Source organism: Amycolatopsis anabasis, assembly GCF_009765355.1.
In the GTDB taxonomy this organism is placed as follows: Bacteria; Actinomycetota; Actinomycetes; order Mycobacteriales; family Pseudonocardiaceae; genus Amycolatopsis; species Amycolatopsis anabasis.
The window spans coordinates 1-716 of record NZ_VTHK01000185.1 but is presented as its reverse complement, the minus strand read 5'-3'; the positions used below and the strand labels follow the sequence as shown (position 1 = coordinate 716).

General features: G+C 66.1%; 1 pseudogene. It reads right to left on the bottom strand.

The annotated features are described in order from the left end of the window. Window positions 1-716 (bottom strand): annotated as a pseudogene (locus tag FXO23_RS50645) (DNA polymerase III subunit alpha); the annotation flags it as partial.

Below are 716 nucleotides of genomic sequence, written 5' to 3'. Positions count from 1 at the left end.
GTCAGCAGCGCGGCCATGTACTCCGCGGGGTAGTTCGCCTTCAGGTACGCGGTCCAGTAGCCGACCAGCGCGTAGCCCGCGGCATGCGATTTGTTGAAGGCATACCCGGCGAACGGGAGGATCGTGTCCCACAGGGCCCGCACGGCTTCGCCGGAGAAACCGTTGGCACGCATACCTTTCTGGAAGCCCTCGAACTCCTTCTCCAGGACCTCTTTCTTCTTCTTGCCCATCGCGCGGCGGAGCACGTCCGCGCGCCCCATCGAGAATCCGGCGACCCGCTGGGCGATCTGCATGATCTGCTCCTGGTAGACGACCAGGCCGTGGGTCTCGGCCAGGATGTCCTGCAGGGGCTCCTCGAGTTCCGGGTGGATCGGTTCGATGGCCTGGCGGCCGTTCTTCCGGTCGGCGTAGTTGTTGTGCGTGTTCATCGCCATCGGGCCGGGGCGGTAGAGCGCGTTCACCGCGATGATGTCGTCGAATCCGGTGGGGCCCATGCGCCGCAGCAGGTCCCGCATCGCCCCGCCGTCGAGCTGGAACACGCCCAGGCTCTCGCCGCGGGCGAGCAGGCGATAGGTCTCCGGATCGTCCACCTTCAGGGTGTCGAGGTCGATGTCCTCGCCGCGGTTCTCCCGGATGTTGTCGATCGCGTCGCCGATAACCGTCAGGTTCCGCAGGCCCAGGAAGTCCATCTTCAGCAGGCCGATGGCCTCGCAGGA